Source organism: Vibrio sp. KUL80 (assembly GCF_059725495.1).
Window position 1 is genome coordinate 1,505,956 of the sequence record NZ_AP045842.1, and the last position, 22,991, is coordinate 1,528,946.

Consider the following 22,991-nt stretch of genomic DNA (forward strand, 5'->3'; position numbering starts at 1 on the left):
GCTCCTTAAAAACCGCGACTTTCACGTGTGGTTAATGTCACTCGATCAATAAGCTGACCATTCATATTGCGCGTTTGCACTTCCATTTGCTCGCCTTGGATATGCAGTGTTGTGTAGGTATGAACATTCTCGTCGTAAAGCACATCAGCAAAAGGCACGATGCCACCAAAATCGGCATCGTAGAACTTCATCGAAGCCGAGCCTGCTATGAGGTACGTTGCGCCTGATGGATTTGGTCTGTCGCTTGCCATAGTAACGCTTCTCGAGTACATGTGGTCGTGCCCGGCAACAACTAGGTCGATGCCCGCTCTGTCGACAGCAGATGGCACATAGCGTTTCGACCATTCGTTGCCTGAATCTTTGTTGCCCTCGTAAGGTGGACGGTGCAACATCAGAACTTTCCAAGTTTGATTTGAAGAAGCCATATCGTCTTCAAGCCAGTTCATCATGTTCTGCCACTCTTCATCGGTGAACAGTTCTGTGTTGACAACAGCGATGCGCGCATTACCGTAATCAAAGCTGTACACAGATTGCTTGTTCGGAGCTTCGAATGGACCATTAGCTGGCGATTTGAAGATAGACTCGTACTTGTATCGACCCTCGTTATAGACCTCATGATTACCCATAGTCGGAACAAACATCACCGAGCCAAATCGGCCTTGTCCTTCCAGTGCTTCTAAGAATTGACGTACCAACTGGTAATCACTCATATCCTCGGTAAGGTCACCCACGTGCATGATGAGATCAGGGTTTGGAAGCTGAGCGCTCATCTTGTCAAAGATTTCGCTGACCAACGGTGAACCGTGGTTTTCGTTGTAATCATTGGTCGTTTGAGTGTCACCAAACAGATGAATACGAACCTCATCATCCTGACGGTCGGTGCGGAACGTGAAGGTTTCACTGCGTGCAAAGTTATTGGCAACGTAATAGCTGTATTCCGTGTTCGGCTCCAATCCTGTAAAGGTAGCGTGATGCACGCGAACAACGCCGGATTCTGGACCATAGAAGAACGGCAGGATCTCCGATTCCGTCATCGACGCGTGCTGATTAGGGTTACCATTCCTGCCGTAGTAAGCATAAGTTGCATCCATCGCTGTATCGGTAAACCATGTCACCTGTACTTCACTGGAATCAACACCCGGTGTAAAGAACACATGGCGAGGCGCTGTACTAAGCTGTTCCGTCAGAGACATAACCGTCGACATCAACGATGCGCCGTCTTGATCATAAGCGCGAAGAATGAGTTCAACACTAGAGTCGTCTTCATCTCTTGGTAGATAGCGAACCAAGCCATAGTCATCGGTTGTGCCGATAGCTTCGGTGCCGATCACTTCATCGTTCGCAACGTCATAGTAGACTCGCTCAACATCGACGCCCGGTGCGGCTTCACCATTGGCATCGGCAATGAAGATACGCGTTTGTTGGTTGGCAATAACGTGATCTTGCATGACAACGAACTTGCCGCCGATGTCTTTCTTCAATACTGGGTAGTTGAAGTCTTTGCCATCTAGCTCACCACTGACAACCAGTGATGCCGCACTGTTTTGCACGTATCCATCAACAGTAAGTTCTATCTGCGCTAAGGTATGTACGTTCTCAGAGAAGCCGCTAAATGTGCCTTGCCAGAAGCCTGGATACTCAGTGACGTTGTCGAACTCCATATCTTCCGCGAGTACGTTAAGTGACGTTTTAGTTGTGTCGTAGTTCAGCGTTAATGTGAAGTTTCGGAATGTCTCTGGCTTCACCACTTCCACTGGTAGGTTAAAGGTACCGCCTGCAAAAATGACGTCATGCTCGCCACCAATAAAGATGCGAGAATCACCGGTGTCTACGTTGAATAGCGTGTCGCCTGTCGAAGCATTGCCAATTTTATCGAACACTCGATAGTCAATGCGTTGCCAGCCATCATCAAGGTTATTTAGCTCGACCCAGAAAGCGTCTTCACCGTTGTTTTGGATCTCCGCATCACTAATTGGTTCGCCATTCAGTGAAAGTTCAATATGGTCGAAGTCTACACCTGATGGGTCAAATACTTGCAGACGAAGCGTGGTGTTTTTGCTGTTGATGGTTTCGTTTTCTGCCGGAGTCACGATGACCGATGGACCTGCTAGGTCAGTATCGAGATCGTAAATGGCAGTAAAATTGTCCAATACAACGCTGGTATCGATTCGCTCAGCCGTCTGAAGCACTAGGAATCGGAATGGTTGATCGAACGTCAATGGCTCAGGTAAACCTTGTGGGATATCTGCGGTCATAAAGTGCCAACCGCGGTTTGGTAGTGCTTCACCTTCGTTGTTGTAGTTGATGCCAACCGCAGCGCCCTCACCATCACGGAGTTGTCCGCGCACCCACCAGACTTTTCCTGCTAACTCTTCTGGAATATAAACATTCACACCAAGTTGGCGAGGGTAGCCTGGCAGTTCAGTAATTTTATGCTCATCGACAAGGTAAGCACCGAAGGTTCCTGGCTGCGCTGGATCAGCTTCCCATGATAGTTCTAGAGAATAGTCACCATCAAAAACAGGTGAATCGACTTGCTCAATTTCAACCAATCGAGCGCGTGCACCCGTTGCGGTGAAATGAGAAATATCGCCCTCAAAGTCTTCGAGCACTATCGGCGGCAGACCAATACTGATGTCGATGTTCGCAGATAGTGATTCTTTACCTTTTTTGTAGATAACGGTTACAGAGACTTCGCCACCTTGAACATCAGCCGCATAGAAGATGCCCGTTTCAGGGTCGATTCGACCACTATGAGTATTACTAAGCTCATAGCTAAGAGACGCGGGCTCATAGGTGACTACCTTGTCGCCAGAAATGAGCGTTGGCAGTATTGGTGTTGATTCACCGCGACCCAGCGTAATCTTGTCACTTCCAAAGTACATTTCGTCGATATGAGTGACGACGCTAACTTTCGCTACGCCTTTCAGGTGATCTTGGTTTAGAGGATTCTCACCAAGGTTTGCAACGATAAAGCCTTCAGCTTCGCTTGACGCCGCTTTAAATGCACCAGAGCGGACATCAATAAGACCGATAGCAGAATCGTTGATACCGAATTCAACAGACTCGCCAGACTCATGAAGTGAGTCACCGTCATAGCCTACGGCTTTGAAGCGGCGGTAAGTTGTGCCCGCTAGAATTGTCATCTCTTTCGGGAAAACGGCGATACCGTCGTTATAAGAGGCTTTTAAAGGGTCGAGCTTTAAGCCCCACTTAGAGGCAACTACACGCTCCAAACCATCTGATGGTACGTTGATAACGTGATTGTATCGTTCTCCAGGCATACGCATGGTCATGGTGGTGGAACCACCGCCATCGAGGTTTACCGCATCAACCGCGCCGTACGCTTGCATAATCTGACCAAGCTTTTTCAACGTGATGCCATCACTAAATGTACCAATTGGTTTGTCAGCGACTAAGAAAAAGCCCGTGCCATCTGCTTTGATGCCAAAGGCGGTACGCCCACTGATTGCTTCTTCGTTGTTATCGGTATGCAATTGACCATCTTTAACCAACATGACATTTCTAAAGCCAGCTCCGAGTGCATGTTTTACGTCTACCCAACGCGGATCTTCGGTGTTGAATGCAGTAGAAATTTGGTCACCAACAAACAGCTGCTCTTCTTCTGTTGTCACCAAGACATGGCCTGAGGGAACGGTATAGTTGCGTTCACCACTGACTACTTCAACAATCTCGCCTTCGAACGGTGCGAACTGCGCAATAGCTGAACCATCATCGTTAGCAGTAATCGATACATCGTTGATTTGGGGTTTGACCAAAGCTCCATAGCTTTGCGTTAGGTCGACGGTGCCACGATAACGATCACCCGGATAAACGTTTAAGCTACCGTTATCCTGGCTATAACTGTGGTTGGTATAGCCTTCTTTATCGAAATAGAAGACGTTGGAGACTAGACCTTGATATTGCTTATTGATACCCCACGTCAGTTCAAACTCGGGAGTGTTTTCCCAAATTTCCAGTGAATCATCGTGATTAACAATAATCACCGCCTCACTGGATACATTCCAACCGGTAAAATTTTGGCCATCCATCGTGACAACGCCTAGGTTCCAACCGTTGACCATGTTGTATGGGTCTGCGTTTATGGCGCCAATGATATTGTCGCCTTGGTCAATTCGGTAGTTCACGGAATCTGTGGTCGTTTCCATGCTGAACTGACCGGTAGAGCGTTCGATGGGCACCAGTTCGATTCCTGAGCCATTTCGAAAATCCATTGTCATGATGGCAGAGTCACGAGTGTGATTTAGCAGTCCGCGAGTGAGTGTTAGGTCGTCGTTAACGTGATACTCGTGTTAGTCGGTAATTTCTGTTGGCTCTTGCTCATTAGGATGGGCGGTAACGTCCATGACACGGGGAGGAATGGCTGGTTTGATTCTATCGACTAAGTCACTCGGTACCTCAATAATGTTAGGTACGAAGTCTTCTCGACCTGGTGTGCCATCGACATAATCACGGTCTTCGGTATTGGTGTTACAACCCACCAAAAGCGCCGAGACCAAACTGATCGAAAGCATACTCCTCATTGGAGGAGTATGTGGTAATAACGACATTAAGTTACTCTCTACATTGAAAAAATTGCGATGCAGAGTAATGTCCATTAATGACAGTTTTTTAGAGCTTATGTGTCGGATTTATTTCACCGCAACAGGCCTAGTGTTTCTCAGCTTTCTACTTGCCACGTTGTAACCCACTGTAAAGTAAAACAATAATAAGTTACTTAGGTATAGACTAGATGGGCGTGTGGTGAAATATAGCCTTACATTCAATAACTATTGCTTTCAGATGATTCTAGTGAACAAACGACTCTTGAGTGAATCGTTTGCACCTGAGATCAATTGAGATGTGTTAAAGATCGCTGAAATTGCTTGGGCGTCTGCCCAAACTCACCTTTGAACAAACGAATAAAGTGCGAGATGTTGTCGTAGCCCGTTTCATAGGCAGCGTCGGTAACAGACATCGAGGTTAAATGGCGCTTTGCCGCTTTTAAGCGCAGCTGCGTTAAGTACTGTTTTGGATTCTGTTCCGTCATCAATTTGAACTTCTGTGAGAAACTGGAAAGCGACAACCCCACCTCTTCTGCAACTTGAGACAGGGATAGTTGCATGCCTTCTGGCGAGCTCATTAGTCGGATAGCACGCTTAATAGGGTGTGATTGATTGCCGTTGATGATGCTGTGACAGGCGTTTTTTCGAAGTAGCTCAAACACTAACTCTTGCCCCGTGAGTTCAATCAGAAAGTCCATTCCAGCTTCTTGCTCGCGCAGAATTTCTTGCATTCTCTCATGCAGGGCGCCAACCCGCTTCTCAATGGGATTAACGACAAAGCTCTGCGGATCTAACGATTGTGCGGTGTCGAACTCTAGGCAGTCAGAAACTCGCTGCGCGACCTTCTCGATGAGCGGTTCATTGAACTCGTACACCAAGGCTTTGGTGTATTCCGGCATCTTCATGTGAATATTTGAATTCGGTGGCAATAAGACGAACTCATCACTTTGATAATCAAATGCCTCAGATTGGTTAACTCTGACCGATTTGGTGCCCTCTAGGATGGTGCACAGGCGAGGGGCTTCATAGGAGCGATATTCGTCGTGAAAGTCTTTTGGGAGATCGTAATAAAGTAAGTTAATTTGACCTGCATTCAGTGCATACTCTCGCTCTGCGATGCGACTAAAGTTGCTTAACGTGTGCATGAGTGGCGTTTTACTCCTATTACGGTGGTGCATCCCATAATAGACAGGAGAAAATAGCACGACATTGATCTGTGCTAGTTAAACCCTCGCCATTTATAAAACAAAACTGCAGGCAAACGATTGACCTGCAGTTTTGGGATTTTACTCGAAACTAGAGTTTTCTAAATGCGTTATAGAGCCGCTGCCAGAATGCCAACAATCTCGTCATGGGTTGCTTGTTTCGGGTTAGTGAAACCACATGCATCTTTCAGAGCGTTTTCTGCAAGTACGTCGAAATCGTCGCGCTTGACACCAAGCTCTTCTAGACCTGCTGGAATGTTTACGTCTTTAGATAGCTGGCGGATAGCGTCTAGACCTGCGTTTGCTGCCTGCTCATCGCTCATGCCAGTTGTGTCCACGCCCATCGCGCGAGCCACGTCAGCTAGGCGTGCTGGTGCAACTTGTGCGTTGTACTGTTGAACGTGTGGCAGCAGTACTGCATTGCAAACACCGTGTGGCAGGTCGTAGAAACCACCCAACTGGTGAGCAATAGCGTGAACATAACCAAGGGAGGCATTGTTAAACGCCATACCAGCCATAAACTGCGCGTACGCCATGTTGTCACGTGCTTCTAGGTTGTCGCCGTTTGCTACCGCTTCACGCAGGTTAGCTTGAATCATTTCAATGGCTTTGATAGCGGATGCATCGGTAACAGGTGTTGCTGCGATAGACACGTACGCTTCGATAGCGTGAGTCAGTGCGTCCATACCGGTTGCTGCTGTAAGTGAAGCTGGTTTCGCTAGCATTAGCTCTGGGTCATTCACTGAGATAATTGGCGTGACGTTTTTGTCCACGATAGCCATCTTAATGTGACGAGCTTCGTCAGTGATGATGCAGAAGCGAGTCATCTCTGATGCTGTACCCGCCGTTGTATTGATAGCAATTAGAGGAAGCTGAGGTTTCTTAGAAACGTCTACACCTTCATAGTCTTTGATTTCACCGCCGTTTGTCGCAAGAAGCGCAATACCTTTTGCACAGTCGTGTGGTGAACCGCCGCCGAATGAGATAACGCAATCACAGCCGTGCTCTTTAAGAAGAGCGAGACCGTCGTTAACGTTCTCAATGGTTGGGTTTGGTTTCGTTTCGTCATAAACCACAGCAGCAACCTGCGCTTCATCCAATAGCGTTGTTAGCTTGTTGACTGCACCAATTTTGTTTAGAACGCCGTCTGTCACAATCAGGGCTTTTTGGAAACCGTGGCTTTCAATCGTTTTCACAGCGTCAGCTAGACAACCAGCACCCATAAGGTTCAAAGATGGAATATAGAATGCGTTAGACATGTTCTACCTCGTTTAACTTTTAAAAATTATCAATTTGGGACCTTTGTGTAGGTCTTACTTTATCTTCTGAACTCAGGTTAACAGTGGTTGCAATGCGCAAACTAGCGCTGGTTTTATAGAAATAGTCGATTTTTTAAATTGCTGGGGCAATGTGATGTAGGTCGTTAATATTTATTTCCTTGGGGTACAAAAAAGGTCTCGATGATTGAGACCTTATTTTGATATATATGTCTGAGTCGTTAGAACGGATGGTCGACCATGATCCAAAAGTTCGTACTCTCAGGTGATTTCGCCAAATCTGCACGCACCACCAAGCCAGCCATTAACGCGCGAACTGAGCCACCGGCATCATATTTAAGATCAGTAAGCAGTTCATTCGCGGTATAAGACGACCCAACTCGACCGACTTCTACAAAGCCTACGAGTTGTATCCAGTCTACACGGAGGAAGTTTAGCCATGACACATTCTTAAGTGGGTTATAGGCAAGGGTGTAACGATATTCTGCTGCGCCATAGAGCACGGCCTTATCGTGGAAACGGTTGTTGTCGTAGCCTCTTAAACGGGTGAAGCCGCCAAGTGTAGCGCCTTCGTTATAAGGTGGATTGCCCTCCACACGACGGTTGCCTTGAGCGTCAGTGTTCACTTCCCAAGTCGGCGACACACCTGTCCATAAGTTTAACGCAATAACGCGCTGTGACGCCCAGTCAGACTTACCAAGAGAGAAGTACTTGCTCATGTCTAACTCATGGAAAGACCATTGCTTTTTAGACTCAAACCATCCCCAGTCGTGGGAGGTGGCGACATACTGTCGGCTACCATACGAGGGGTTGGGTGCGAAATCGGTATTATCGTAAAGCAGGCCGAACTCCATGGCGTGAATGGTGCCATCAAGCTTACCTTCGTTAAACTCGAACGACTGATATCGGTTGAACTGACGCGCTACGAATATCGTTGAACCACTTTCCAGCGGATTCCATTCCTTACCGCCAGAAGGCTCAGAAACGAGCAAACCATTACGGATTTTATAGTCTACGCGACCGTCATTCCTTGTCGCCCCAATTGGCAGCACATATTCCATTTTTATGTCGAACCAGTTGGAAGCGCCATCGGCTTGGAAAAACTGAGTGTTGGAAGAATCATTACTGCCTGGTAACGGGGAGCCTGGGGGATAAGTCTCTGGACCTGTTGTGTAGGCGCGTTGCTGAGGGTAGTAACCAAACATACCATAAGCACTTAAAAATACCCGCTCGGTTCCTGGAATCATGTAGTTCCATACACCGCCAGCGATAGCATGACTGGTTTCACCACCAAACACGGTTCCGCCTATGGTCATCTGATCTTGGTGGATACCTTTGATCATACCGCCCACACCAACGTTTAGCCCCATGGTCTCGGTGCTAAATAGGTAAGGAAGAACCATAGATTCACGGATCTGGTCAGGTGTTTCTTGACGGTCAATGCGCGATTTGACGCTAGTAGGGGTCGCTGCCTCAACCACGGATGTGGCAACGGAACAAGTCAAAGCAGTAACAACCGCTAAACCTCTGCGAAAGCTCATAAGAAGACGACTTCCTTGTACTTATGATTGTAATTATCTCTATAGCCTAGCGTTATTTTTGATGCGAGAAAATAACTATTAGTGACTTTGTCGGTTTTTTGGTGAGAGATTTACAAAAAATGGTGTTTTGTTCGTCAAATGCAGAAAACCCAAGCGTCAGGCTTGGGTTTTACGACTTAGATCTTACGATTTGGTTTAAAGTACTTGTTTCAAATACTCTAGCGCACCAACAACCGCTGCCACTTGAGCATCATTACACTCTTTGTCCGTGACTTTAGGGCTGTCTGGGTAGACTTCAGTTGTGGTTGAGTATTCACAGTCAGTCATACCCGTGCACAAACTTAGCTTTTTGAGAGGGTAATTAATTACACCATGCTGGACCACATCTGAGCCGATGATCTTACCCTTGCTGTCAGCCGGGGCGATGTGCGTAACCTTCTCGACATAACCTATGATGGTTTTTTGGAAAGCTTCAGCCGGCTTTTCAGTGTTACCCACTAGATAAAAACCGTCAGGAACATTGTCTTCGATATAGTCGAGGCCGTCACGGGCAGCAAGGGCAGGGCGGAACTCGCTCTCATCGGTGTCTGTGGTTTCGTGAAGATCGACGTGAGCCCAAACCTCTGTGTCTAACGACTCAACGAATGCCATCACATTAGCAGACTCTTCTGCAGGTGAATCTTTATAGAACGAGCGGTTTGGGTCGACTGCGTTAGGGTTCCAGCGGTTGATGGTCTCGTAACCCCAAGGGCTTACACAAGGTGCAACGACAATGTTGAAAATATCTTCATAGCTGTGGATGTTTTCTTTGGCGAACTGAAGTGCACCGTGTACGCCCGACGTCTCGTAGCCATGAACACCACCAGTAACCAGAATGGTAGGCTTTTTCGGATCCCAAGTTTTAGTCTTCAACGCGAACAAAGGAAAACGCTGTTCGTCGTATGACAGTGCACCGTACTGTACGACCTCAAGCGCATCGCGAAGCGCGTCGATCTTTGGCAGAACGTCTTCACTGTAGAGTCGTTTTACCGAGGTCGATTCACGCCATTGTTGTACTTCTTTGTCTGTCCATTTTTGACCGGGTGTGCCGATTGGGTATTGAAAGCTATTTTGCATGGTTTCCATTCTCAACATCTAATGTGCGAGAAAGCATAGCGGCGAAGAAGCGTAGTGGCAATCGAAGAGAAGTGAAGATTGTGACAAAACTACAACCCGGTATCAGAACTGAGATGTACTAGTTCTCAGTAACTACCGTTTAAGGCGATGGTGTTAGTGCGTTGGACGACATTTTTTCTATTCGCTGAAAGGGAAGCCATTAATAATTAGAACTATGCACTTTATATTATTTTCTTAGTTTACTTTCCATTTAGTATTTAGTGATTTTATGAGTTGTTCTGTTTTTACGTGAAGCTATTCATTGGAAGATCGAACGTCAATTAATTAATTAACGTGAGTTAAATAAAATTGAAATAAATAAAACCTACGATGCATACCATTCTAAATGACTGTTCTAGCTGTGAGGTTGTAACAATGAGACGTTCTTTAATTGCTTCTATTCTTGGAAGCTGCTTGATTGCCCCTACCGTATTTGCAGAGGTTATAGATCTCAAAATGTGGATGCGCTCGGATCAAAATTTATCCCAAATGGAACCTACGGTAGCAAAAGCAGCCGAGAGTCTTAATAGAGAACTAGAGGCAGAGGGCGATGAGCGTCGAGTAAATGTAGAAATGCAACTGAATCGTGCTCGAGGATGGGATGAGGACATACTCCAATACCTGCGTTCTAACTCAGTTAATCGTGGGGCAGATATTTATGTCGGTGCCCATGAATGGATTGCCTCTCTTGCAGAGTCTGATGCTGTTATTCCACTTGATAAAGAAATTGATGCAAATCCACAGTTGTTTGGAGATATGGTTGACTGGATATGGCCAACTGTGACTTATAAGCAGCAACGATGGGGAATCCCGTTTTTGCCTGAAGCTCGAATGGTGTTCTTTAATAAGCAAATGCTAAGAGACATCGGCAAGAGTAACGAGTATATCGAGTCGCTCCCACATAAAGTGGATAACGGCGACTTCACCGTTCACGATCTGTCAGCGCTTACAAAGGAAGTCGTTGAAAAAAGTGACGTAAAATATGGCATGTTACATCGACCAAACACTGGCCCTGACTTTCTGATGAATATGCGTAGCTTTGGTTTTGAGCCCCAAGATCCAGTCAGTGGCAAACTTGTGGTTGATCAAAAGGCTCTGCAAGCGTTTTTATCTTGGATCGAAGCCAATGCCAATGACGAGGTAACACCTAGAAACAACACCTCAATGAGTTGGGATGTCATACATCGAGCTTTTGGTGAAGGGGATGCGTTTGTCAAAATTCATGGTATTTGGGGGGTTCCAAACATGATTAATATGGGGATCTCTGAGAATACGGAAGAAAGCTATTTTGAGAATGTAGGTTGGATGAATGTACCTTCCGCAGTAAAAGGTGAGAAGCCATATAACATGACGCATCCACTGGTAATGACGGTAAGCCCTAAAGCAAATGACGAGGAACTATCGGTACGTCTTATCGGTGAAATTATAAAGGCTGAGAATTACACGCCTTTGGCTACAGGGGCTGGCTTTCTGGCAATCCATAATGAAGAACAAAAATCCGAAGCTTATCAGAAAGCTTGGATTAGTCGCTCGGGTTCAGAACTTCTAGGTAGCTCCGAGGTAATGGTTATGCCTATTCACCCTTCACTAGCGAAATACAACGATATTCTGTTCAGAGGAATTCAGGCTGTAGAAACAGGACGTTTAAACTCTGCAGATGGAACTAAATTCATTGTCGAACGCATGAATATCGAAATGTCTGACGACGTTATCATTCAATAAAATACTTTGGGAGTGACGTCATTCACTCGCTCCCATAATTAACTCTTATGAAAAATCCAACAGTAGATCGAAACGCTGTCCTCTTTTTAGGACCGGCGACACTATTACTTTTTTTACTCTTTGTTGCGCCTATCGTAGTCAACTTTGTCATTGCTTTTTCTGATATGGGAAGAGATCTTTCCATTGAAAAGTTCAGTCTAAATAATTTTAAGCAATTATTCGGCGATCGACTTTTGTGGGAACTCATTGGTAAATCATTGATTTTCGTTGTATGCACACTCGTTTTATTCAACGTAGGTCTCGCCCTGCTTCTGTCTTTAGCGATCGCGTGTCTACCTGAACGCATAGGGAAAATATTTACCACTTTGTGGCTTTTACCGCGAATGGCACCCAGCGTAATTTATGCGCTTTTATGGATATGGGCAGCGGACCCAAATGAGTACGGACTAATCAATCAGTTGTGGTTTGCCATAGGTGGCGAAACGCCAATTGATTTGAGACAAGACTCACCGATGCTAACGATTATCTTAGCAAACGGTATTATCGGTGCTTCTATGGGAATGTTGATCTTTACATCAGCAATCAAATCGATACCTAAACATCTATTTCATGCTGCGCGGGTGGATGGAGCCTCGAGTTTGTCTATGGTAAGGCACATCATCTTACCGGCTATTAGGTGGCCACTGAGCTTCGTTACTATTTTTCAATCGTTGTCTTTGCTCGTCACGTTTGAGTATGCGCTATTGATTACTAATGGTGGCCCATTTTATGACTCTACGGTGTACTCCTTATATGTGTATAAGCAAGCGTTTGAATCCGGGCAATATGGTTACGGAGCAACATTAGCATTAGTTTTAGTAGTAATTGGGGTGGGTTATTCGCTTCTTATGTGGCGGTTTACAAATATGAAAACCTTGCTTCAAGCACCAAAGATTGAGGTGAAGCAATGAATACGTGGAATCTAACGTTTACTGAAGGCATATTTACAAGGTTAAACAAAGGGCAGTGGCTAGTACTATGTTTAATTAGTTTACTGACCATTCCGGTGATAGTTCCTTATTTCTGGATGTTATTTGTATCATTCACATCTGGTGAAACGGGGAGTGTTAACGGCTTTGCCATTGCAAAAATAATGGGTGTGTTTTTACCTGCTCTATTTGCCGTTCTACTAACTAACTATTTGATTGAGAGTAAGCAACTTAGACGTGCGGTATTGCTTTCAATAGTTGTAGTCGCTGTATGGGGAATACTATCAAGAGTTGGCAGTGAGATTAGCTTGACGAGCTATCAGTTTCTCCGAGAGTCGAATACCGTGCCGTCAGTCTATGAGGCTTTGAAAAACTCTTTCATTCTAGCCGGTGGTCAAACAGTGCTGGTTTGCACCATAGCGACGATGGCGGGCTACTATTTATCACGATTTAACTTTACGGGCCGTGCAGCTTATATGAAAGGGTTAGTAGTGCTACATGCATTTCCAGCATTAACACTCATTATTCCTATATTTCTTCTTCTGCACTGGTCAAGCTTGTTGGATTCGTTATTTGGAGTTGTGTTAGTCACGACTGCATTAGAGTTACCTTTTGCCATTTTCTTGATGAAAGGCTTTTTTGATAATGTTTCATGGGATATTGAAATGAGCGCTATGACTGATGGGGCATCTCGCATTAGAGCATTCATCGATGTAGTGCTTCCACAAGTTAAGAACGGAGTGATTGCTATTGGCGTATTTTCCTTCTTGAAAGGATGGGAAGAGTACATATTTGTAACCTCCTTCATCTTCGATAGTAACCATTGGGTAATGAGCCAATTTCTTAACTTCTATGCGGAAGATTCTATGGGAGCTGATTATGGCTTGCTGACAGCTGTTGCAGTCGTTTACTTAATACCAAGTCTTGTACTTTATATGTCATGTCAAAAATATTTGTCACAAATTTCAGTCGGCGGCACTAAAGGTTAAATAATGAAAATTGAATTTAATAATGTTGAAAAGCGTTGGGGTTCAACCAAAACCCTTAATGATATTAACTTTACTATTGATGATGGTGACTTTGTCGCAATATTAGGGCCATCAGGGTGCGGTAAGTCGACAACGTTGATGCTCATGGCTGGAATTTATGAATGCAATGGGGGGAAATTCACTTCGATGGAAAAGTTGTCAATAATCTCCCGGCTCGTAGCCGAAATTTGAGTGTCGTCTTTCAGTCTTATGCGTTATATCCGCATAAGAGCGTGTTGGAAAACATACTTTTTCCGCTTCGATATATTAAACCTGCAATTCCTAAAGAAAAAGCACGGGAAATGGCGCAGAAGGTTGCTGAAAAAGTACAAGTTGATCATCTGCTTGAGCGAATGCCTTCTGAACTTTCTGGCGGACAACAGCAAAGGGTTGCACTCGCCCGTGGCCTAATTAAGAGCCCCCAATTATTACTTCTAGATGAGCCACTCTCTAATCTAGATGCCACATTAAGACACTCCATGCGCGAGGAGTTAAAAAAGCTGCAAACGGAATTAGGTATTACAACGGTGATGGTTACGCATGATCAGCTTGAAGCAATGACGATGGCCAACAAAGTGATCGTGATGAATCATGGGGCTTTGGAACAAGTTGGTACACCCGATGATGTCTACCTGAGGCCGAAGTCACGTTTCGTTGCTGAATTTATAGGTAGCCCGGCAATCAACTTGTTGACGGGTAGAACGGCTGGTCAAACCCTAGTCGTTGGAAATAGTAAGATTCAGTTGCTTAAAGAAATGGATGATGTTTCGGACGTCCAAATTGGAATTAGGCCAGAAGGCATAGTCATCGGCAGCCAAGGCCACACTGGACGCGTCAGCGATGCCTATATTGTTGGTCGAGAATGGATGCTTCGATTGGATACCGAATTTGGTGAGTTAAGAGCGGTAATTCCTGCTCATAGTAATGAATTCTCTATTGGCGAAACGGTAAGTTTTGAATTGTCGCCTGAGCACGTGCACTTTTTCTGTGCGACTACAGGGCTGCGTTTGTGTTCACTAGCAGACCAGACAGTTCACACAGAGAAGGCGGCTTAGAGGTGGAGCATCAAGTTACCGTTCATTGGTCTGGTGGGACAGTGTCGACCAATTCAAAAGATTGGCTGCTCGAGGCGGGGAGTCATTATGAAGACCGTGCTATTGAAGTGGAATCATCTGTCACCCAGTACCTTGATTATTATTTTGATAATTTTACTTACTATCAACCTTCTTATGGCGTGTTGGATGATAGATCTCCATTGCTGGCTTTCTCTTACGGTGAGGGGCGAGAAGTGAATAAAGAACTAGCCTCTCTAGTGGTGGAAGCAATGCGAGACTATCCGACGATAGAGGGAGTACTGCAGTGGGAGATAGCGGATTTGGTGGTTGAAGCAAACCCGTCACTTATCACACGTATTACTCCTGTGACGTTGCCGGAGAACGCAAACTACATGACAACTGTCGAAGTTGCATCGAAAGCACTAGAACTAACAGACCACAGAAAAGCCAATTTGATTGCTCAGTGTTGGCATGCAAGTCGGTGTATTCGCCAAGCCGAGGAGCAAGGCTGGCATATTGTTTCCTTGCGTGCAGTGGATGCATTTGCTGCAAATGATCCGCAGACATGGGTAAGACACCCCCTCGATTGGCTAATCAAAGAAAGTCGTTTTCGATACATAGAAATCAATGAGAAGAACCAAATTGCATAGAAGTCGAGACATAGAGTTTAGCGATAATGAAAAAAAGATCCTTGGGATAATCAATCGCGCCCAAAAGCCAATTAGTCGTCCCGAGATAGCGAATATCAGTGGGTTAACCTTCCAATCTGTCTCTCGAATAATCAAAACCTTGGTAGACATGACAGTTCTAACGGAGACTGGGATCGTTAAGTCAGGACGAGGCCAACCGAAAGTGAATTACATCATTAACGCAAAGTTTGCGTTCAGTGTAGGGGTTATGGTGGGGCATGGATTTATATCGGCCACCTTGTTAGATATAACCGGTGTCGTCCAGCGAAGTCTGACAGTTAGTGATGATAGCCTCACGCCAACAGAAACGATTGAACTTTGTCAGAGGTGCCTTTCTGAATTACTGCAGGCCGCCTCGTTGGACTGGAATGATGTTGTTGGCGTTGGAGTATCTCTACCAGTTCGAATAAAGAATAAAGAAGGGCGGTATCTTTTCCCAAGTCATTTAGAAGCTTGGGGGCAATTGGATGTTCATGCTGCATTTCAAGCAGCCTTTCCGGTTCCTTTGTTTGTGGGTAATGATGTAGTGAGTGCAGCGATAGGAGAACGTTTTTGTGGGGCTGGCAAGATGGGGCAGGATTTCTATTACTTATTCTTGGGGCAAGGAATCGGCAGTGTCGCAATTGAAAATGGCCAGCCAAAGCTAGGTTGTAACTCTCATGCAGGCGAAATTACGTTACTTGTTGATAAAGAGAGTAGACCTACGACGCACAAGCTCCAAAAACTGTTAGCTCAACAGGGGATCCTTTGGAATGGATATGACGATCTTGAGGACAATATCATCAACTCCCCATGTGTTGAAGATTGGTGTGAAAGAGCTGCAGAGACATTGAGTCGCTTAATAGAGATGATTGTTGCGATTATCGACCCGCCTCGAATTGTTATTGGTGGAGGGTTAAATCGTAGTCTAGTTCATTCGATAGTCAGCAAGATTAAGTTAACCAATGAGACTCTCAAACAAGAAGTTGTGTTCGATGTACCTATTCAAACATCAGAGTCAGAGATAGAGTCGCCTTCATTTGGCGCTGCTTATTTACCTTTGGTTCAAACGATGTTTACTTAGAATAGAGGTTGCTTCGCCCCAGTACATTATGCATTACAAACTTTGAATCGATACTCTCGGACTAGAGCAAAACAATAAAAACTTAGGAATAGAACAATGCCAGATAAGGCAAAACGAATAATTATCGTCACTTTTGATGGCCTGAGGCCTGATCTTATTTCAGAGCGCTCAATGCCGCACTTATACAAGCATGGGATAACAAACGCGACGTGGTTTAAAGAGAGTCGTAGTGTGTTTCCTACCGTCACTCGTGTGGCTTCAAGTAGCTTCGCTACTGGCTCATACCCTTGCCAACACGGTATTGTAAATAACGAGTTCAACGTGGCCAAAGCTGATGGCACTGAGGGTTTTGAGCTTTTTCAAACCCACAGTTTTGATTGGCTTGATGCAGCCCCTAAATATTTAAAGACGCCTTTGCTGACAAGTGCTGCTTTAGGAGACTGTCTGGCAGCTGGAGGAAAGAGTTATTACACTGTGCATGGAGGTTCGTCCGGGGCAGCTTACTTAGCTAATAATGAAGCCTTGAAAAATGGGCATTGGACTTATACTTTGCATGGTGCAGAAAGCGCTTTAACCCCTCAGGCCGTTGTTGAAGTTAGCGATGTGTTTGGAGATATTCCAAGCGAGGCTGCACCAAAGGTTAATAGCGTTGAAAAGCTTACCGATATCTTCATTGAACACGTATTAAAAACGAAGAACCCAGACGTTGCGTTGCTGTGGCTAACAGAGCCAGACGCCTCATTTCATACACATGGCCTTGGCTCTGTTGAATCTGAGCTCGCGTTAAAAGCGTGTGACGACCAATTTGCGCGAATCGTAGAGTGGATTGAAAGTGACGAATCCAAAGATGAAACCGTACTTTTTGTTTTATCGGATCATGGACATATTAGTGTTGACAGGCACTTAGACTTGAGTTCATTGCTAGCAGAGGTTGGTGTAAATGCGAATACTACGGATACGCCTGACGTGGACGTGGTGTTCACGCAAGGTCGTTCTGGAGAGCTTCGATTGACCGAATCTGGGAAGCCAAAAATGCAGGAAATCGTGAACAAGTTGAATGAGGCCCCAGAAATTGAGTACGTTTTCTCTAACTCGTTGGTCGACGTTGAGGGGGCATTTAAACTAGAGGATTCGTTTTCTGAGCACTCACGTTCTGCTGATCTCTTTTATGTCTGCTCAAGTTCTAGTGAGCCCAACAAATATGGAGTACCCGGTGTAGGTGCGACGACTTGCAGCACGGCAGTCGGTTCGGGTCAGCATGGTGGGTTGAGCTCGTATGAAGTGAATTCAGTACTGATGCTTTCGGGTATGAACGTTTTGAAAGGCGAAGAGGTACACACCCCTTCTGGGTTGGTAGATGTTGCCCCTACAATTCTGTCGTTATTAGGTATAAATGGACTGGAAGGCTCTAATGGTCGGCTATTAAAAGAAGCTTTTGATGATGGTTGTCAACACTTGGGTAAACAACCAACTTTCGTTAGAAAGGAGCTAGAAGGAGTAAAAAACTCACTCACGATAGACTGGGTAGGTGATACACACTATTTAGGTCTAGGTTAAACATACACCGATTGGTTATCGCTTCTTTGATGCCGTCGCATAGCTCGCATTTGACCACTCATATTAAGAGCTTTTTCTTGGAAAAAGCTCTTTTACGAGAACGTAGATTGCCAACTTAGCTTACAGACTTTAATCAAACTAATAGTCTTTAGTCTAAACGAGTAATCGAGTAATAAAGGTCTTCTCGTCATCCACAAAAGCCACATAACCGCCGTGATAGATAAACACTCGACCACGTCCCTCAACGAGACAGGCAAGCTGTGGGTTCAAATCGTCTTCGTTGTTTGGTCGCTGCAACGTCCCGGTATCCGTCACTTGGCCGTCAAGCGAGGGCAGATACCCATAGGTGCGCTTGGCTTGCTCAATCAGGCTCAATTCGCTGCTGGTAGAAAAGCAAGAAGGGATAGTACTGGCATCTTCGATAAACATAGTTTTGAACTCTTCAAAGGCGGTGTTCACCAACCAGTCGATGTCGTCCACACGATGGATAAACATAGAGAGTCTCTGTAATTCTGATAGGGGAATGTTATCACTAACTAGGGGGAGCTTTGTAGGGGGTAGAGGCTTTAGGGGGGATACCGCGCATTTGCCCATAGCCAATATATTGCCGTCATCCCTTTGAAAAAGGGGATCTTCCACTGCGAACATTGATTGCAATTTACGCGACTTAGCCTTATTTTTCAGAACATTACGCACTTGGGGAGATTCTCACTTTTGTGAGAATGACGACTAGGTAGGCTATGGCAAAAATGTAGAGATGCGGAGCATATCTGTCCAGAGGAGTGCTGACGGGATGAGCAACGCAAAAATGCCTCAATGTTCTCTGACTGCCATCGCAGCTTGCTCTTTACGGCAAGTACGTAGTCTCCACCATTGATCTAAAATGGCTTTGGCTAACTTGGTTTGACAGGCCATAGCATCAATGGTTACTAGGGTTCCCTTGATATCGTGCATCTTTATTAGCTCAGAGATAGCTGTAATCTCATTGCTCTTTTGTTCACCCTAAAATAACGCCTGCTGGATCTTTTCCGCGCTTTGCGCTAATTATAATAAACAACAGTGATTTGTCGAAACCAAGCAGGAAGAGGTGCTCTGATTTACTATGGTGATTTTTATCGAACGTAATCACGGATTATCCTACCGCCAAGTCAGAACTGTTGCCGAACAAGTGGCCAATGAGTTGGAGAAGGAGTTTGGCCTATGTTGGCATTGGGATGAAGAGCACTTGCACTTTAAGCACCGTTCTGCTCGTGGTTGGTTGCTGCCAGCCTCCGACAAGCTGAGCTTGAACATCCGTCTCGGGTTTGCAGCCAGTCTGTTTGCCTGCTCCATCGAACAACACATATCCCTTCGCTTGGACGAACTACTTAGCTAGTTCTTTTTTAAAAATTGATCCAACGCAAATCCCATCAAGTTTTTTTCGTTTTTATTGTGCGCAGACAAGCGATTAGAAAGCCAACTCTAACTTCCCTACCTATCATGACACTGGAATAAGAGTTTAGCCTTATTCAATTTAAGGAGGGAAAGATGGGTATTTTCTCACGTCGAGCAGCCGACGATGACAAAAGCGTCGAGAGCATGCGCGAAACTATCATGTACAACATTTGGCTTGCAGGGCTTGGCGCCTATGCCAAGAGCGCCGAGGAGGTCAACGAAATCTCGAGTCGTGGCCGCTCGGTATTCGAAGATCTGCTAGAGCGCGGCCGTACCATCGAAAAACAGCAGAAAGAGTGTCTGTATACCAGCCGTAGCCAAGCCGCTGTGGAAATGGAAGAGCGATTCCATCAAGTGGTACAGAAAGTTATCGGAATCGACAGTTTCAAGTTAAACAACGTTGATGACAAGTTGGACAGATTGACTGCACAGGTCGAACTGTTGCTAAAACAGAGCAGTAGTCTGGAAGAAAATGAGCCAGATGCTACAACGTCCACATCTGCTAGCGCAGTTAAAGCATCAACTTCCAAACCGCGCTCAACCTCTGGAGTTGCTAGGCGAAAAACTGCGGCTAGTAAGGGAAAAGCGACGGCTAGTGAGGAGCAGACGGCTAATAAACCGGCACGTAAGTCAAAAGCGGCAACAACGGAAAAAGCGGAATAACCCGTCATACGAGTTCATTGGGAGGACATCATGAGCAAATCTAGCACAGTTGACCAAACCGCCACTAAAATCGTTGAATGCGGTGAGTCTATGACACGTAATATCTGGCTGGCAGGACTAGGAATGTATAGTCGCAGTGTTGAAGAGGCTCAGTCTCTGAACTACAAAACCAACCGCGTGTTTGACGAACTAGTAGAACGTGGTAAAGAAGTCGAACAGGCTGCGAAAGATAAGATCGATCTAACTCGCGATAAAACTGCTGTTCACCTCGAAGATCAGATGAATGACGTTATGTATCGTGTTAGCGGTATCGACCGGAGCAAGCTTGATCGATTAGATGAGAAAATTGAGAAGTTGACCACCATCGTCGAAGCAATGCTGAAACAGCAAGCAAAAGAATAGCCTGCTGCTGGCTGGCCGTTTGGTGGGGCATGGCCCCCACCGTTTTTCATTTGTTTAATAGATTCGGGGTGACAGGTGTATATGAATCAACTCTCTCTTATCGACCTTGCGTTCGTGTTGTTTGAGTCTGGTAACACACCAATGCATGTCACCGGCTTAGTACATTTGCAGCCACCGAAAGACTGCGAGAGTGCAGAGTTCGCATGCGACTTATACAGTCAGTTGCTCTCTTTTAGCGAGGTCAAGTCACCATTCAACAGATGCTTGAACATGTCGTTGACCGAATGGCCAAACTGGAAGGAAACCAAAGACTTGGATATTACCCAGCATGTTCATTTGTCGATGCTGCCACAACCAGGTAGCCGTGAGCAGTTGCTGGATCTAGTGGGACGAATACACAGCCATCAACTGGATCGCTTTAGGCCATTGTGGGAAATGTGGGTGATTGGTGGTTTAGAGAATAACCAGGTGGTACTCTGCCTAAAGGTACACCATGCCATTGCCGATGGTATGAAGGTCGGTAAGCTGTTTGATTTCTGCACTTCACAGGATCCCAACATACTGGGTACGCCATTCTGGCAGCAAGATCTGGAGAAATCTCACAAGCGACAGCAGGAAGAAAACCAGCAGATGATTACGCAGTTGTTTGGCTCAGTCAGTGAACTGAGGCGTCAGCTTAGTGCTTCAATGGGTTTGGTCAGCTTGGGAACCGGTATGGTTTCAAAGCTGTTTTGCGGTAAGCGTCCAGATCTGAAAGTTCCTTTTACTGCACCTAAAACCCCATTTAACCAGAAGCATCATAAATCGCGCGCTGTTGGTTTGGGTCGACTTCCAATTAGCCAATTTCGGCAGATTAGCCGCCTCACCGGCGCATCACTAAACGACGTAATGTTATGCGTGTGTGATATTGCATTGAACCGTCACCTTCAGAACCACCGACTTTGTCTTGAGAAGCCTCTTGTCGCGTTAATGCCGATAGATTTGCGGGAGGAGGGGGCGATTAATAGAGGTGGCAATAAATTCGCGGTTGGTCTGGTTGAACTAGGTTATGCACAGGATACGCCTACTAGACGCTTGGCTGCAATCCAGCAGTCAACACGTGATGTGAAGTATCAGGCACAAGAGGTGTCACCAGGGGGGTACATTAATTATTCTATTTTGGTTAACGGGTTAGCATTGTTAGGTGGCAAGCTCAATATAAACCACTTGGTTCCACCTGCCACCAATCTAATCATATCCAATGTGCCAGGACCAACCCAGCGGCGTTACTTCTTCGGTGCCGAAGTGCAGGAATGCTATCCGCTGTCTCTACTGATCCCAGGGCAGACCATTAACATCACCATGTTCGGCTATGATGATCATCTGCATTTCGGTTTGGTCAGTTGTCCTTCTAGTTTGCCTCATGCCGAAAAAATACCTGACTACCTAGAAGAAGCATTGGCGTCCCTCGAGAAAGATGTACTGGATACCGCGATGTCAGCGTTGAATGTTGGTCTGTTTAACCCTCTGGCCGATGATCACACGCGAAATTTGGCATATGAGGCAGAGATGCTGCTTGCCGAACTAAAGCAATTAAAGGTATCACCTCTTCCTCGGCAACGTCGCAGGAGAGTCAGAGAGGCCGAGCCTGCCAAGGAGTAGGATTAGAGGGCGGACTTGTTTAGCTATATGATTGAAAATTCGAACAAAGCACGGGTTCCTCTAATCAGTTAAGGGAGGTAAACAATGGCACATTGGAAAAGCCGGGCATTCAATAAGGTGCTGGAGCGCGTTATGCGCCAGCGCATGGCTCGCTGTAACGATGTATATGAGATGCGAGAGCTGATCACTGACATCGACCAATATGGCGCGCTTGTTAACGCCCCCAAGCTAATGAAACGCTCCCTTTGTACTTGGGGGGGTATACCCTGCGAATGGGTCGACATGCCAGAATCCGACGACAGCACACTGCTGCTCTATTTCCATGGTGGCGGCTTTTGCTTTGTCAGCCCAAATACCCACAGCAGCTTCATTGGCAGAGTATGTAATAAGATTTCTGCTCGAGGTCTTATGGTTGACTACCGTTTGGCTCCGGAGCACACGTATCCAACTGCCCATAATGACTGCTACACGGTTTACCGCGCTCTGTTGAATGAAGGTTACAACAGTAGTCAGATAATACTAATGGGTGATTCCGCTGGTGGAAACCTAGTCCTTGGCACTATGTTGCAAACCCAGCAGGATAACCTGCCATTACCCGCTGCTGCTGTTTTGCTCTCACCAGTGTCAGATATGGAGATGACGGGAAACAGCGCCTATGAGAAACGTAATGACGACCCATTTTTCGATCTGCCCTCATTGCTCCTTATGCGCAACAGTTACCTTAATGGTGCACCGCCTCGGGATCCTTTGATTTCCCCCATCTATGCCGACTACTTAAAGCTCCCTCCTACGCTGATCGTGGTGGGTTCTGAGGAGGTGCTTCTGGATGATTCAACTCGTCTGTTTGATAATTTGACACAGGCTAAGCACCCAGTTGAGCTCATAGTGGGTAAAGGTATGCCGCATGTTTATCCGCTGTTTAGTCAAATCCAAGAGGCCGAAGAAGCGATTGAAAGCATTGCCCAGTTTCTGCGTCAACATGATGCAATAAGCGCTGAAGATCCTTTAGACAAAACAGAGCAATAG

The 22,991-nt window shown here is 45.8% G+C and carries 19 protein-coding genes and 2 pseudogenes; 13 read left to right on the forward strand and 8 right to left on the reverse strand.

Going from position 1 to position 22,991, the window contains the following annotated elements:
* Positions 1 to 5: 5 nt before the first annotated feature.
* The 6 genes from AC6I8U_RS23255 to AC6I8U_RS23280 all read right to left on the reverse strand — a co-directional run bounded on the left by AC6I8U_RS23255 (position 6) and on the right by AC6I8U_RS23280 (position 9,704).
* Positions 6 to 4,241, reverse strand: coding sequence for a phosphodiester glycosidase family protein (locus tag AC6I8U_RS23255; RefSeq protein ID WP_498018714.1), 4,236 nt, complete (start codon positions 4,239 to 4,241; stop codon positions 6 to 8).
* 72 nt (positions 4,242 to 4,313) lie between these two features.
* A complete protein-coding gene (locus AC6I8U_RS23260) occupies positions 4,314 to 4,535 on the reverse strand; it encodes a hypothetical protein (RefSeq protein ID WP_498018715.1) in 222 nt (73 codons plus the stop codon).
* A 317-nt stretch (positions 4,536 to 4,852) separates the two neighbouring features.
* Positions 4,853 to 5,710 carry an AraC family transcriptional regulator gene (locus tag AC6I8U_RS23265; RefSeq protein ID WP_498018716.1) on the reverse strand — a complete coding sequence of 286 codons (858 nt, stop codon included), beginning with the start codon at positions 5,708 to 5,710 and terminating at the stop codon, positions 4,853 to 4,855.
* A 170-nt stretch (positions 5,711 to 5,880) separates the two neighbouring features.
* A complete protein-coding gene (gene yiaY, locus AC6I8U_RS23270; RefSeq protein WP_394150241.1) occupies positions 5,881 to 7,029 on the reverse strand; it encodes an L-threonine dehydrogenase in 1,149 nt (382 codons plus the stop codon).
* A 239-nt stretch (positions 7,030 to 7,268) separates the two neighbouring features.
* Positions 7,269 to 8,588, reverse strand: a complete 1,320-nt coding sequence (locus AC6I8U_RS23275; protein WP_498018717.1) for a BamA/TamA family outer membrane protein — start codon at positions 8,586 to 8,588, stop codon at positions 7,269 to 7,271.
* A gap of 195 nt (positions 8,589 to 8,783) precedes the next feature.
* Complete coding sequence (locus AC6I8U_RS23280) at positions 8,784 to 9,704, reverse strand: M14 family metallopeptidase (protein ID WP_498019639.1); 921 nt, start codon at positions 9,702 to 9,704, stop codon at positions 8,784 to 8,786.
* A gap of 414 nt (positions 9,705 to 10,118) precedes the next feature.
* Here AC6I8U_RS23280 and AC6I8U_RS23285 point away from each other — a divergent pair, with 414 nt between their 5' ends.
* The 8 genes and pseudogenes from AC6I8U_RS23285 to AC6I8U_RS23320 all read left to right on the forward strand — a co-directional run bounded on the left by AC6I8U_RS23285 (position 10,119) and on the right by AC6I8U_RS23320 (position 17,825).
* Entirely contained in the window at positions 10,119 to 11,465 is a 1,347-nt protein-coding gene (locus AC6I8U_RS23285) for an ABC transporter substrate-binding protein (protein WP_498018718.1), read from the forward strand.
* A 47-nt stretch (positions 11,466 to 11,512) separates the two neighbouring features.
* Positions 11,513 to 12,415, forward strand: coding sequence for a carbohydrate ABC transporter permease (locus AC6I8U_RS23290; RefSeq protein ID WP_498018719.1), 903 nt, complete (start codon positions 11,513 to 11,515; stop codon positions 12,413 to 12,415).
* The gene (locus tag AC6I8U_RS23295) at positions 12,412 to 13,422 is read left to right on the forward strand and encodes a carbohydrate ABC transporter permease (RefSeq protein WP_498018720.1); all 1,011 of its coding nucleotides are present in this window, start codon (positions 12,412 to 12,414) and stop codon (positions 13,420 to 13,422) included. Before AC6I8U_RS23290 ends, AC6I8U_RS23295 begins: the two co-directional genes overlap by 4 nt.
* A gap of 3 nt (positions 13,423 to 13,425) precedes the next feature.
* Positions 13,426 to 13,850, forward strand: a pseudogene (locus AC6I8U_RS23300) (ATP-binding cassette domain-containing protein); the annotation flags it as partial.
* Between the two features lie 366 nt (positions 13,851 to 14,216).
* Positions 14,217 to 14,516 (forward strand): TOBE domain-containing protein, encoded by a 300-nt coding sequence (locus AC6I8U_RS23305; protein ID WP_498019640.1) that lies wholly within the window; start codon positions 14,217 to 14,219, stop codon positions 14,514 to 14,516.
* Positions 14,471 to 15,166, forward strand: coding sequence for a hypothetical protein (locus AC6I8U_RS23310; protein ID WP_498018721.1), 696 nt, complete (start codon positions 14,471 to 14,473; stop codon positions 15,164 to 15,166). The genes AC6I8U_RS23305 and AC6I8U_RS23310 overlap by 46 nt, the downstream gene beginning before the upstream one ends.
* A complete protein-coding gene (locus AC6I8U_RS23315) occupies positions 15,144 to 16,268 on the forward strand; it encodes an ROK family transcriptional regulator (RefSeq protein WP_498018722.1) in 1,125 nt (374 codons plus the stop codon). The genes AC6I8U_RS23310 and AC6I8U_RS23315 overlap by 23 nt, the downstream gene beginning before the upstream one ends.
* 96 nt (positions 16,269 to 16,364) lie before the next feature.
* Positions 16,365 to 17,825, forward strand: coding sequence for an alkaline phosphatase family protein (locus AC6I8U_RS23320; protein ID WP_498018723.1), 1,461 nt, complete (start codon positions 16,365 to 16,367; stop codon positions 17,823 to 17,825).
* A gap of 153 nt (positions 17,826 to 17,978) precedes the next feature.
* On the opposite strand, the gene AC6I8U_RS23325 is transcribed toward AC6I8U_RS23320, so the two are convergent.
* Entirely contained in the window at positions 17,979 to 18,320 is a 342-nt protein-coding gene (locus tag AC6I8U_RS23325; protein ID WP_498018724.1) for a cytosolic protein, read from the reverse strand.
* A gap of 350 nt (positions 18,321 to 18,670) precedes the next feature.
* Positions 18,671 to 18,824, reverse strand: a pseudogene (locus AC6I8U_RS23330) (ISAs1 family transposase); the annotation flags it as partial.
* 103 nt (positions 18,825 to 18,927) lie between these two features.
* Here AC6I8U_RS23330 and AC6I8U_RS23335 point away from each other — a divergent pair.
* From AC6I8U_RS23335 to AC6I8U_RS23355, 5 genes are all read left to right on the forward strand, one after another.
* Positions 18,928 to 19,200 (forward strand): polyhydroxyalkanoic acid system family protein, encoded by a 273-nt coding sequence (locus AC6I8U_RS23335; protein ID WP_498018725.1) that lies wholly within the window; start codon positions 18,928 to 18,930, stop codon positions 19,198 to 19,200.
* Positions 19,201 to 19,352: 152 nt separating this feature from the next.
* The gene (locus tag AC6I8U_RS23340) at positions 19,353 to 19,922 is read left to right on the forward strand and encodes a phasin family protein (RefSeq protein WP_498018726.1); all 570 of its coding nucleotides are present in this window, start codon (positions 19,353 to 19,355) and stop codon (positions 19,920 to 19,922) included.
* Between the two features lie 30 nt (positions 19,923 to 19,952).
* Complete coding sequence (locus AC6I8U_RS23345; RefSeq protein WP_498018727.1) at positions 19,953 to 20,324, forward strand: phasin-related domain-containing protein; 372 nt, start codon at positions 19,953 to 19,955, stop codon at positions 20,322 to 20,324.
* Positions 20,325 to 20,405: 81 nt separating this feature from the next.
* Positions 20,406 to 21,965, forward strand: a complete 1,560-nt coding sequence (locus AC6I8U_RS23350; protein WP_498018728.1) for a wax ester/triacylglycerol synthase family O-acyltransferase — start codon at positions 20,406 to 20,408, stop codon at positions 21,963 to 21,965.
* Positions 21,966 to 22,049: 84 nt separating this feature from the next.
* Positions 22,050 to 22,991: an alpha/beta hydrolase gene (locus AC6I8U_RS23355; protein ID WP_498018729.1), complete on the forward strand. Its 942-nt coding sequence runs from the start codon at positions 22,050 to 22,052 to the stop codon at positions 22,989 to 22,991.

What these genes read in the sequence shown, in the direction of transcription:
- AC6I8U_RS23255 (WP_498018714.1), bottom strand. Translation starts at nt 4,241, where the DNA reads ATGACAATGGATTTTCGAAATGGCTCAGGAATCGAACTGGTGCCCATC.
- AC6I8U_RS23260 (WP_498018715.1), bottom strand. Translation starts at nt 4,535, where the DNA reads ATGCTTTCGATCAGTTTGGTCTCGGCGCTTTTGGTGGGTTGTAACACC.
- AC6I8U_RS23265 (WP_498018716.1), bottom strand. Translation starts at nt 5,710, where the DNA reads ATGCACACGTTAAGCAACTTTAGTCGCATCGCAGAGCGAGAGTATGCA.
- yiaY (WP_394150241.1), bottom strand. Translation starts at nt 7,029, where the DNA reads ATGTCTAACGCATTCTATATTCCATCTTTGAACCTTATGGGTGCTGGT.
- AC6I8U_RS23275 (WP_498018717.1), bottom strand. Translation starts at nt 8,588, where the DNA reads ATGAGCTTTCGCAGAGGTTTAGCGGTTGTTACTGCTTTGACTTGTTCC.
- AC6I8U_RS23280 (WP_498019639.1), bottom strand. Translation starts at nt 9,704, where the DNA reads ATGCAAAATAGCTTTCAATACCCAATCGGCACACCCGGTCAAAAATGG.
- AC6I8U_RS23285 (WP_498018718.1), top strand. Translation starts at nt 10,119, where the DNA reads ATGAGACGTTCTTTAATTGCTTCTATTCTTGGAAGCTGCTTGATTGCC.
- AC6I8U_RS23290 (WP_498018719.1), top strand. Translation starts at nt 11,513, where the DNA reads ATGAAAAATCCAACAGTAGATCGAAACGCTGTCCTCTTTTTAGGACCG.
- AC6I8U_RS23295 (WP_498018720.1), top strand. Translation starts at nt 12,412, where the DNA reads ATGAATACGTGGAATCTAACGTTTACTGAAGGCATATTTACAAGGTTA.
- AC6I8U_RS23305 (WP_498019640.1), top strand. Translation starts at nt 14,217, where the DNA reads ATGGATGATGTTTCGGACGTCCAAATTGGAATTAGGCCAGAAGGCATA.
- AC6I8U_RS23315 (WP_498018722.1), top strand. Translation starts at nt 15,144, where the DNA reads ATGAGAAGAACCAAATTGCATAGAAGTCGAGACATAGAGTTTAGCGAT.
- AC6I8U_RS23320 (WP_498018723.1), top strand. Translation starts at nt 16,365, where the DNA reads ATGCCAGATAAGGCAAAACGAATAATTATCGTCACTTTTGATGGCCTG.
- AC6I8U_RS23325 (WP_498018724.1), bottom strand. Translation starts at nt 18,320, where the DNA reads ATGTTTATCCATCGTGTGGACGACATCGACTGGTTGGTGAACACCGCC.
- AC6I8U_RS23335 (WP_498018725.1), top strand. Translation starts at nt 18,928, where the DNA reads ATGGTGATTTTTATCGAACGTAATCACGGATTATCCTACCGCCAAGTC.
- AC6I8U_RS23340 (WP_498018726.1), top strand. Translation starts at nt 19,353, where the DNA reads ATGGGTATTTTCTCACGTCGAGCAGCCGACGATGACAAAAGCGTCGAG.
- AC6I8U_RS23345 (WP_498018727.1), top strand. Translation starts at nt 19,953, where the DNA reads ATGAGCAAATCTAGCACAGTTGACCAAACCGCCACTAAAATCGTTGAA.
- AC6I8U_RS23350 (WP_498018728.1), top strand. Translation starts at nt 20,406, where the DNA reads ATGAATCAACTCTCTCTTATCGACCTTGCGTTCGTGTTGTTTGAGTCT.
- AC6I8U_RS23355 (WP_498018729.1), top strand. Translation starts at nt 22,050, where the DNA reads ATGGCACATTGGAAAAGCCGGGCATTCAATAAGGTGCTGGAGCGCGTT.